At 45.5% G+C, this 11,586-nt stretch carries 4 protein-coding genes and 1 pseudogene; 4 read left to right on the top strand and 1 reads right to left on the bottom strand.

Annotation, left to right across the window (positions count from 1 at the left end; translation table 11 throughout):
• The 3 genes and pseudogenes from HUF13_RS16555 to HUF13_RS16545 form a co-directional block, all read left to right on the top strand.
• Positions 1-358, top strand: a pseudogene (locus tag HUF13_RS16555) (spore coat protein CotH); the annotation flags it as partial.
• A complete protein-coding gene (locus HUF13_RS16550) occupies positions 318-1,529 on the top strand; it encodes a CotH kinase family protein (protein WP_173476137.1) in 1,212 nt (403 codons plus the stop codon). The pseudogene HUF13_RS16555 and the gene HUF13_RS16550, both read left to right, overlap by 41 nt.
• Positions 1,530-1,654: 125 nt before the next feature.
• A complete protein-coding gene (locus HUF13_RS16545) occupies positions 1,655-3,715 on the top strand; it encodes a histidine phosphatase family protein (RefSeq protein ID WP_173476136.1) in 2,061 nt (686 codons plus the stop codon).
• A 71-nt stretch (positions 3,716-3,786) separates the two neighbouring features.
• On the opposite strand, the gene HUF13_RS16540 is transcribed toward HUF13_RS16545, so the two are convergent.
• Positions 3,787-9,786: an RHS repeat domain-containing protein gene (locus HUF13_RS16540; RefSeq protein ID WP_173476135.1), complete on the bottom strand. Its 6,000-nt coding sequence runs from the start codon at positions 9,784-9,786 to the stop codon at positions 3,787-3,789.
• Between the two features lie 369 nt (positions 9,787-10,155).
• Between HUF13_RS16540 and HUF13_RS16535 the strand changes: the two genes are divergently transcribed.
• Positions 10,156-11,436: a putative DNA modification/repair radical SAM protein gene (locus HUF13_RS16535; RefSeq protein ID WP_173476134.1), complete on the top strand. Its 1,281-nt coding sequence runs from the start codon at positions 10,156-10,158 to the stop codon at positions 11,434-11,436.
• Positions 11,437-11,586 lie beyond the last annotated feature (150 nt).

Genomic DNA, 11,586 nt, shown 5'->3' with positions numbered 1-11,586 from the left:
ACCTGAATATGGCGGCAAAATCCGCTGTACCTTCGATGGTTCCATGCCGACTTCCGCCACGGCGGAATTTGTGGAACCCTATGTGGTGAACCGCAATACAGCAGTACGCTGTGCGGAATTTGTCGGTGATTCCATCGCGCGCAAGTCGAGCCATACCTATTTTATCAACGAGACCGTCTCCATGCCGGTCGTGGCCATCAGCGTGGATTCTTACCTGATGTTTGATTCCAAGAACGGCTACTACAGCCAGGGCGTTTCGTACTGCGCGGAACCGTGCCGTGAGGCGAATTACTGGTGGGACCTGGAACTCCCCGTCCATGTGGAGTTCTTCGAAAACGGCAGTTCTTCGGCAGATTGATGCGGGTCTTTCCATTATCGGCCAGTGGAGCCGTTACAGGGCCAAGAAGTCCGTGGCCATCAAGATGAAGAGCGAATACCAGGATGGCCGTATCAAGTTCCCGCTGTTCAAGACCAGGCCCGAAGACAACAAGTTCAAGGCTTTCAACTTGAGAAACAACGGTAACCGATTTGTGGGGGACTACATCGAAGACCCGATGCTCACGAGCCTTATGGAAGGGAGCGGGGTAGATTACCAGAGAAGCCGCCAGGTGGTGGTATTTTACAATGGTGCCTACTACGGGATTTTCGACATGCGCGAACGCCTGAACGAACATTTCGTCGAGACGAACTACGGTATCGATTCCAAGCAGGTGAACATTGTGAAGCACATAAAGACTACCGTGACTGCTAGCGGCGGCTCGGAGGCCTCTTACGTGGAAATGCTTGATTTTATCCATAAGAGTAACTTCAAGACGGATGCGGAAGCCTATAAGAAGCTCCAGACCATGATGGATGTCGGTAATTATGCGGATTACATGGCTGCTGAATTCATGATTTTCGACGTGGACCACGGTTTCGGCTGGGACTGGGCGGTTTCCGGTTTTCAATACAGGGACCATAATATGTTCAGCTGGATCAAGCAGGGCGGCACGAACAAGTGCAACGGGGCCCGCTGCTTTGCCGAAATCTTCATCAAGCTTAGCCAGAATCCCGATTTCGTGCGCCTCTTTGTCAACCATTCCGCAGTCATGCTCGACCATTACCTTTCCTACGAAAAGGTTGCCGAAGCGACGGACCGCATGACGGCGACAATCCCGTCTGCCGAGATGGATCGCGACATGAAGAAGTACCCGAGGAACGAACATTCCTTCGACAAGACTGGATCGACGCTCAAGTCCTATGCGAGCTCCAGGACGTCGACGGTCCGCAACGAGTACCGTACGGAATTCCGCTTGGGCGTGGATATTGCGGTGACGATTGGCTCGACGGGCAGCGGATATGTCTTGCTCGACGGGATGAAACTCCCGAGCACGAACTATACCGGAAAGTTCTTTTACGGCAACGATATGTTGCTGACGGCGATACCGACGGGCGGGAGCACCTTCGACGGCTGGGCGGACGGCAACAAGGATAACCCGCGCCTCGTGAGCCCCTCCAGCGGCGATGAGTTTATCGCGAAGTTCAAGTAGGATTTTTTCAGAGTAGCAAAGAATGCCTGGCAGCCCTTTTTAGGCGCCGGGCGTCTTGTTTTCTTACGAAAAAAATATATTTTTGATGGTGTAGGGATGCTTTGTTTATCGGTAAGGGGAACGATATGTCAAAGGTTTACTTGGGTAAATACGTAAATTTTAGAGCCTTCTGGCTTACGGTGTACTTCACTTGTGCATTGGTCTTTTTGGTGTCTTGTGGCGATTCGGACAGTTCGAATAATGCAGATGCGAATGTGGGTGCAACCTTTTTTGAACCGGATTCGTCCTTCACGACAGCCGATTCCGTGGGCCGTGGCGATACCGCAACAACGCCTGACACGTTGACGAACCGGGATTCCGTGTTTCTCCGCGATACGGTCTCCAGGGACACTTCGCGTAAGGATACTTCCGATAACAGGACGCAAGATACGACAGCCAAGGATCCGTCGAGTCTTGAAAACGTGACGGTTACGGGAACGTTCGGTTACGGCTTGCAAGATTCCAGGTCGAGTGTTACCGTGCAGGCGCTTGATGAAACTTTCAATACGGTTGCGACATTCACGGCGACGGTCCCTCCGAAAGGCGGGACTTATACGGCGGAGAATGTGACTTTCCGCCCGCCCTATGCGAAGGCCGTCTATTCCGGTACGATTACCGACCTGGCCCATGGCGGTACGGTCACCATGAAGGATTCCCTGTATGCTCTTGTAGGCGGTCGGGGGAATGCGGGCGTTGCCAATATCAACTTCCTGACGTTCCTGAAGTCCGTGAATATGCAAACGCTGTTGAAACAGCCCGGCGCTACCGCAGCGTCTGCTTCCGCGACGTCTTCTGCTGCGGTCTGGAGCATGTTCCATATCGATACGGCGGGCCTCGGCCTAGTCGATTCGATTACCTCGTTCACGGGTAGCGAATCGGGAACGGCGCTTCTGGCCGTGACCATCATGATGCAGTCCGCCTTGCAAGATACCGTGGCAAATCTCTGGAAAGTGGCTGCCGACTTTGCGGACGGTTCCTGGGATGATTCCGTGGCCCGCGCTAAAATTGCGGACTGGGCCCTGGGCGTAGATGTGAATGACGAATTCGAAACGATTCGCGGGCATGTACGGAAGTTGGGGCTCGGTACCGTCGCTGATTTCGAAAAGTACATAAGGGGTTTCTACCAGGCTGAACTCGGTATTCCGGCCTGCAACGAAGAAAACGAGGGCAAGATCGTCTTTGCGACGAACCCCTCGAGCATGTATTATGCCTCTGAATATTCCGATGTTTCCGTTACGACGGACCGCTTCGTTTGCGACGACGAGGGCGTATGGCAACTGGCCATGGACAGGGAAAAGGATACCTACGAGATGGGGCAGGGGACCGACGGCGAAATCCGCCAGGGCCGTGTCAATGCGGGGAACCTCTACCGTTACAGCGCTACGGGTCGAAGCTGGCGTGCAATGACATCGGATGTCGATATTAACGCTTACTTTGTCGACAAGTCCAATATCACCGATTTTGTCGACATCAAGAGGGTGTACGAGAGCATCAAGGACAACGAGAGGGTCATCTTCTTGCTGCGTCATGGCGAACGCGACAAGGATGCCACGAGCAAGAACAGCGGGCTTACCAAGGCCGGCATCGATTCGGCGAAGTCCATGGGCGCGAAGCTCACCAAGTTTGACGAACCGATGAGGCTCGGGGCCTCGGAATTCTACCGTGCGCAGCAGACTGTAATTGCCATCGCCCAGGGACGTGGGCAAGATACGACTGTTACGGATACGTTCCCTGAACTGAACGATGACTGGTACATGATCGACAGGTCGCTGGTGAACCAGGCGGAATCCGATGCCGGTGGCGGTTGGGAAGCGACTTCGTACTATACCTATACTGGGAGGTATTCCGGCGACACGGCGAGAATCCAGGCCTACTATAACTTGCAGGAACGCTCCGCCGAACTGATTGAAATCCTGCTCCACAAGTACGAAAACGAACCCGACCGTTTCATCATGCTCAGTTCCCACGACAAACTCATGGTCCCGTTCGTGGCCTACTGCTCGAAGCTTAGGATCAACATGAACATCAAGAACGGCGGAACCTGGATCAACTACCTCGCCGGTATCGCCATAATCTGGGACAAGTCCGGTAACAGGCGCTATGTGGCCTTCAAGGGGCTTAGGAATGCCTATTTCCAGGGCTGGTAAAGCCTAAATTTTTAATCTTTATCAAAAAAGCCCCAAGAAGTTAATTCTTGGGGCTTAATTGATAAATTGATTTATTTAACTGCTGCGCTAGCGATGAGCGACCATGCGCCCAGATAATGGTTTAACATCAGGAACAAAACGTTTCTATTATGATTTATTTCAATCCTTTGACCTTCGCTGTTGTTGAATATGATGTTTCCTCCATATTCATTGGCTATGTTTTCCCATGGATTGCCATAGTAATTTTTTTTATTCCAACTGCCTGCAGATGGGATGCCTACGGAGATAAGATAGTTTATAGGCCCTAGAACAGCAAATTGGAGTGAGTGCCCATACTCATGGTATATGGTATTTATATCGTTTTCGTCTTTATCAAGGACTATTGCGCCTAAAAAGAATGATCTGCCTGTTGAAAGAGGGAGGTCTTTGGTTACGGGAAGTCCTTTAAAGAAGGAAACCTTGCTGCAATTGAGTGCTTTTTCGGCGTCGCTGTTGAACGGATTCCAGTTAATGTTTTTCATATCATTGTAAACGTCTTTGTCAAAAGCGGCCCTCATCATGTCAATTCCGTAGATTCCTACGCTCATTCCAAGTTGGGTTAGGAATCCCAGTATTGTATTTCCGGTAGCTTTTCCTGGAATCAATATATTTGGAATGAGTTGTGCGCTTACAATTGATGTAATCGCGGTAATAGGAGTCGCTAGTAAGGGAATCACCATTGGTAGCACTGTGGCTAATCCTATCGATGCGATTGTAAGGCCAGCTATAAATAGACCGGCTTTTACGAAGAAATCACCGACTTTCTTGAAGATGTCGCCGACGCCCCTCAAGAAGCTTTTCCAACTGCAGCCGTTTTCGTCTATGCGCATTACAGGATTGTTTCCGCAATAAGCAAAAAGATTTAAACCGTTGATAACATCCGGCTGCAAGTAACTAATCTGGTCTTGTGAAATAAAGCGCCCGATTTCGGGGTCGTAATAGCGGTTTATTAGGTAGTATAGTTTGGTCTCGGTGTCGTAGAAATAACCTCGATAGCGGAACGGGTTTGTGTTGCCGATATGTTCTTGTTCGTCGATGATTTTGCCATTTGCATCAAGAACCTTGTGGTTGCCCCAGGCGTCGTACACATACTGAGCTACCATTGTCCCGTCTATGGAGAAAATGTGTGTGATGTCGCCCTGAACATTTTTTCGTAGTAGATACTGCTGGTCGTTGTATTCTATCCCCGAAATCCCGCTGTTGTCATAGATGAACCTGAGGGTGTTGTCTCCGTTTTCCATTTCGACAAGGTTTTTATTTGTGTCGTATGTATAATATGTTGAATCCTTTCGGATGCGTTTTCCGTATCCGTCGTAATCGAACTTATGGCTTTCGAATGCAATCAGCTTTCCGTTTTCCCACTGGAGATTCTTATTCTTGAATTTCGTTGGATTTCCGAAACCGTCATACGTGAAGCCGTCTCCATTACGGGATGTTAGCATATCGCCGTCGTATGCGTAATTTTCGACGGTTGCGTTGGAAATATCGGTAATTTCATCCGTTTTCTGACGTGTAAAGGGAATTTCAGTTTTTGTGGTCCTGTTCCCGTTCCCGTCGTAGGTATATAACCATGTCTTTTGGAAAATGGCGTTATCTTCGCGAATGATCCTGTTTAAGTGGTCGTAACTGTAGGCGGCAGTAAATTTTCCATTTGTCCAGGTTTCTGTAATGTTTCCTGTGGAATCGTACTTGTAGTGTACACCTTCTATAATGGAATATTTGCCGTTGCGGATTTCGCCATAACGGATGGACGAAACGGTGTCTGAGGAGTGGTCTCCGACCTTTCGGAATGTGATATATTCGCCAAGGACATTTTCTCCGTTCTCTTTTTGGAGCGTTTTACCGATTGTGCGCCCAAGGAAATCTTTTTGATGGATAGAGGTAAGGCGGTTGGGAAGCCTGATGGCTTTTAAAGACCTTGCAGGATCATTTTCGTTGTATTCAAATTTATACTGGCTGGTTGTATCTCCAACGCTGATGGTATGAGTCTTTTTTTGACCAAAAGAATCGTATTCGAAAGATTCTTTTAAAGGCTTTAAGTAAGAGTATTTTTCGTCACGGCTCTTTGATCTAGAAATAGAATCTATTCTATGGTTTATATCGTCATAAGTCGTATTCGTCGTTGTTTGTGTGACATAATCTTCGCTACTTAGTAAAACTTTTGTTTTGGAAAAGGTGTTTTTGAAGAGTGTCTTTCCATTAAGATTGGTTTGGATGAGATTCTTTTTGGAATCTACGAATGTTTCGGTATCAATCTTTTCATTAGAACTACTCCAAAGTGTGGCCTTTGTTTTTTCTGTTAATGTATTGCCTATTTTGACATCTTTTTCATAGGAGTAATCAACTTTTTTTATTTCGTTGAAATAGACGGCTGTTTTTTCGCGCTTGCCGTTGTATTCGTAATCAATGGTGTTAGTGTTGCTCTTAAGCTTTGTCACTAAGCCGCAGTTATAATGTGTTTCGATGGAATTGGGCTCACCGTCTTCGGTGCTCTGTGAAATTGCGGTTATGGCATTTGTATTGCAATCTCTGGAATACGACAGTTTGCTACCCGATGGATAGGTGATGGATGCGATGTTGTTTGTGGAATCGTATTCATAAGATATCTTGTTTATGCCAAGTGCGTCAATTTCGCTTTGTACGGTTTCGTCATTATCGTTATAAATTTTCTCGTTATGCTTTTTATTTGACGATTCCAGAGAGTTGTACACAGAATTTTTTACGATTCGGCCTTTGTCGTCATAGACATTTTCGTTTACTATGATTCCGCTGGTCGCTTCTTTGCCTTCGACAAATGTTTCTTCACGGATTTGAGCCCCGTTGCTGTTGTATGCGTATTTGGTAATCAGCTTAAATGAATTTGTTGCGGTCTCTGTAAAGTCTTTATTGGTTGTTTCCTTCTTTATAAGCTGTTGCCGTTCGTTGTATGTGTATTTTGTAGATGTTTGTCTATAAAGAGTAGTTTTATCCTTCTTATTGTAACAGACAAAGTCTTTGCTTGATTCGGACGAGATGATTTTTTTAAACTCGTCAAATGTTTCGTATTTGCATTCCGCTGGTGCCAAACGCAATAAATCGCAAGAGGCGGTTAGATCTGTGGTATTTGCCAGTGATAATTCAATCTTGGAAACTTCTTTATCTAGGGATAGGGATATGGGAACAGCGCAAATCTGTGAACCGCAATCACGGTATATGGCGGGTGTCTGGAAAACTGCGGTGGATTTATCGGTATATGTTACAGTTGCCCGAGGACCCATGAATGTCCCTGCTTTTATTTTTGTTTTGGTTAGAATGTTCCCGCTTTCTGGACCGGAGATGATGACAGAGAACATGTATTCTTTGCAATTAATTGGTAGCTTTGTCCCTTGTACCGTGGTTGAATTCTTTTTCTCAATTGATACAACTGCGTCGTCAATTTCGTGAATTGAGAAGGTTTTGATTTTTTGGGGATTATCGCGGTTGACATGGACGTAAGAGAATCCGCCTAATGTATTGTCGTCATTTTGAGCGTATCCTCCAGTAAAAATCCAATTATTATCCATGAAATATCGTTTTTGTTTTCCGTCATTAGTAATAGTTGTGTCGTATAATTTAGAATTAAAGTTGATTGTAGAGAATGTGTAGTTTTTTTCTGCTTCGGCTTCTTTAATGGAGGTTTCGCCGGTATCAGTGATCTTGCTTACCATTGAAAAATTAGCGATAGATTGTAATGAAGGAACGGCTGCTTTTTCGTTGATATATTTAATCTTTGTTTTGGCTTTTTCCAATGTCGAGTAAACAGATGTAATAAAGGAATTGCTGTATCCAAATTCAATGGTGTCTCCGTTTGCTAATTTGACTTTTTTCAAGTCGGCGTCGATATTGTTCGAGGAATAAGTGTATTCAACTTTTTTGCCGTTGAAATCAGTGATTGATTCCAGCAATCCGTATGGATAGTATCTGAAAATGATTGTTTTTTTGCTGTCGGTTATGCTTGAAATATTGTTGTTTAAATCGCGTTCGATGGCCCAGTAATGATTGTGAGAATCGCTTATGCCGCATAAATCTCCGTAATCATTGAAACATAGCGACTTGTTCCCGTCAGTTAAGGTTGCCGTGGGCATTGTTTGCATTAGTCTGGCCAGGCTGTATTCATAATTGATATACTCTTTGTATATCCTTTGCAATTCCTCTTTCCTGGTTGCGTTTTGATTGTAGTAGAAACGGGTTTGCTCATCTAACATTTTTTCCTGAAGTCTGAGAGAACCGTCGCCGGAAGCTGGTAATAGTTCGTTAAATTGTGCGTTGTTTGTTGTGGTATGATTTTCATTTATTTTTATCTGGTTCACATCGTTGTTGATGCCGCTTATTGTATAACCAAATGGATTGGATTCAAAATTGTATTTTTTGGCTTTTTTAAATATATCGCTATTTCTTAGGCTTGGCGGCATATATGAAATACTATCTTTGTTTACATAGTAGTAGCCTCCAAATGTGTCTGGAATGCCGTGCCCGATTAATTTGAATTGATTATAAAGAATGCATAATTGTCTCATTACGAGAGATGTGTCGTAAACAGTACTATTTCTTACTTGACTTTCTAATTCAATAGCGGAATTGTATAGGCTGTTATGCTGGTTATATAAAGAGTTTTTCTCTAAAATTAAGGATTTTGTTGTTGAGTCTACGGCCTGCTGGCTCTCTTTAATCTGCTTTTTGATGATTTTTTGTTGTGTGCAAAGTGACTGGTATTGTATGGCATCTTGTTTTTGAAAAAGTAGGCCTTTTTTTAGATTGTTTGTGAATTGATCAAAATTTTCTGTGGTGAGAATGTCGTTTTCTGTTTTGAAATATTTTTTTAGTTCCCCGGTGATTTCGCCTGTGTCGGAATTTACGATTACGTAATCTTTCAAGGTTTTCTTGTAAGAGTATATCGTGTCTTCTAATTGCTTCTCTTCTTTTTGGCGCTGCTCGTAATAATCGATGTTTTTAAAGCCTTCGAGCCTTGTTGTAAGCGACAATCCACATGTTGTTCGTTGGTCTAAAAACACTTCGTATTTTTTTCCCGATGCTTCGTAATATTGAGTTCCATCGATGGCGTTAATACTTACGTCGCCTTTTTTGATTGTAACCTTTTTCCCTTGGTCGTTAAAATAATAGAATGTTTCTTTAAAACTATGAGAATAGCCGTTTTCGTCAAAATAGGTGAATTTTGTTTCTTTTTCTTTTGAAATTTTTTTCTCTAATTTTTGATGTAAATTCGTTCGCCATAGTTTGCCGCAACCAAAAGCACCATTGTTGAAAGTATGCGTGTGTGAAATTTTAAAAGGTAGCGTTGTGTTGTTTAGTGTAATGTCATCAAAATGGAACCTGGGTAGATTTAACGACATTGCAAGAAGTACGTTTGCTTCGACTCCTCCTGCTAAACTATATGTTTCATTTGCCGGTATTGATTCATCGTCAACAAAGTATTCTACAACAATATCTTCGTTGTTGTTTGTTGATGGGATAGGTTTTATAGGATGTACAAGATTATCACGAACTATCGATCCTAAATCATTGAGACGGGATTCAAATAGATTTGGTAAATTTACCTCTAAGGTGGGTCGTGAGACTAATTCTTGAATTTTCTCTTTTGTATGGGTGGCGTTTTTTGAGTCTATATACGTTTTGAATGGTATGTTAATGTCTTGGTTGTTTGCGTTTATGTATTTGTCCGTAATGTCGAGATAACCATACCCCTGTTCGGGAATTGAATAAAGTTGGTCGTCTATTTGAATTGTGCTGCCGGGATCGGCTTTTATTTTAGCGAAAACTTTTGAAACTTTTTCATTTTGAATGGAATCAAAAGTATCTTGCTTTATGGTTAAAATAGAAGTTTGCTCTTGTGCGGCTTTTTTTACAGTTTTGGGTTGGGTTATGGTGATTGCATTGCTAAAAGACGCTGTGGCTAATCCGTTGTAGGAATTTGTGATGTCTATTTTTGCATTAGTCTCTTTTTTAACAATGATTTTTTTCTTCTGTTGTGCTGTTTTAGTTGTTCTGTTAGCCATGAAATGCGCCCTTTTAGTTTGTTTGTGGTAATGATATTTTAATAATAAAGCATTTATGGATAAAAATAAATGTTTTGTATGTAAAATTTTGAATAACAAAAAATATGATTATTTTGTCTGAATAATTTTTTTACCGGTGCTTTTTTTTGTGAATTGGGATTTTTTTCATAATTAATCAAGGGATTGTAAATTATATGCAGCTTTTTTATGTGTTTTGATAGGGTGAAACAGAGGGATTTTATTCTTTTCGCCAAATTGTCCATAGGCTCCGAAGTGCGGAAAATCCACATTAATCGATAGAGCCTAAAAAAGCACTTGCTTTTCTGAGCACTAATTATTATATTAGGGTACAGAAGGGCAGGTGTATAGATGGACCTACGAGAAAAACTTAATATTCTGGGTGACGCGGCCAAGTACGACGTGTCGTGTTCTTCAAGCGGTTCGAGCCGCGGTGCGCCCAAGGGCGGGCTCGGGAGCGGCTGCAGTGCGGGCATATGCCATACGTGGTCGGCCGATGGCCGGTGCATTTCCCTGTTGAAGGTGCTGTTCAGCAACGCCTGCAAGTACGATTGTGCCTACTGCATCAATCGCCGCAGCAACGATATCCCGCGCGCGACGTTTACGCCCAGGGAACTCATCGACCTCACGCTGGAGTTCTACCGCCGCAACTACATCGAGGGGCTGTTCCTCAGTTCCGCGGTGGTCGGCAGCCCCGACAACACCATGGAAAAGCTCGTTTACGTGGCGAAGGAGCTGCGCACGGTCCACCGCTTTGGCGGCTACATCCACCTGAAAGCGATTCCGGGGGCGAGTTCGCGCCTGCTTTACGAGGCGGGGCTGTATGCCGACCGCAGCAGCGTGAATGTCGAGATTCCCTCCGATAGGCAACTGCAGTATCTCGCTCCCGAAAAGAATTACGAGTCCATCTTCAGGCCGATGAACTTTTTGGCCGAACGCAAGCTGGAATACTCTGCGGGCAAGCATTCCCGCTATACGCCGAAGTTTTTGCCGGCAGGGCAGAGTACGCAGATGATTGTGGGGGCTTCGGGGGAGTCCGACCTGCAGATTCTGCGCCTTTCCGCAGGCTTCTACAACCAGCAGCGCATGAAGCGCGTCTATTTCTCGGGCTACATTCCTGTCAATGCCGATAAGCGCCTGCCCGCCCTCACGACCAAGCCTCCGCTGTTACGCGAGCACCGCCTTTACCAGGCCGACTGGCTCATGCGCTTTTACCATTTCGGCCACGAGGAGATTCTGGACGAGTCGAACCCGAACCTCGACCCCGATTTGGACCCGAAGGCGATGTGGGCGCTGCGCCATCCGGAGTTCTTCCCGATAGATTTGCAGACTGCCGATTACGAGATGATTTTGCGCGTTCCGGGAATCGGCGTGAAGTCGGCCCAGCTGATTGTGAGCGGCCGCCGTTTTTGCAAGATCCGGCTGGAACAGCTCAAGAAGATGGGGGTGGTTCTCAAGCGCGCGAAGTACTTCATCTATAATCCCGATGTACCGGCGAACTTGCGCAGGCTTTACCCCGAGATGCTGCGCCCGTTGCTGATTGCCCGCCCGAAACCTGCCCAACTCGATTTTTTCAGCCAGTTGCAGATGCCCGCACTCCCGGCCCCCGCGCCGCTCAGCTCCGTGGGTTAACCCCGCATCCCACACCTATCACTTCACACCCCACATCTGTAAATGTCTCTTCTCATCTCCTACGATTCTTCTTTCGACGGCTTCCTGAGCGCGGTATTCGAGATTTACCGCCAGCGCCTCGATGTCGGCGATTTCTTGCCCGAACGTCCG

It is taken from the genome of Fibrobacter succinogenes (assembly GCF_902779965.1).
GTDB classification, from domain to species: domain Bacteria; phylum Fibrobacterota; class Fibrobacteria; order Fibrobacterales; family Fibrobacteraceae; genus Fibrobacter; species Fibrobacter succinogenes_F.
The sequence above is the reverse complement of the archived record's forward strand: the minus strand, read 5'-3'. Positions and strand labels throughout refer to the sequence as shown.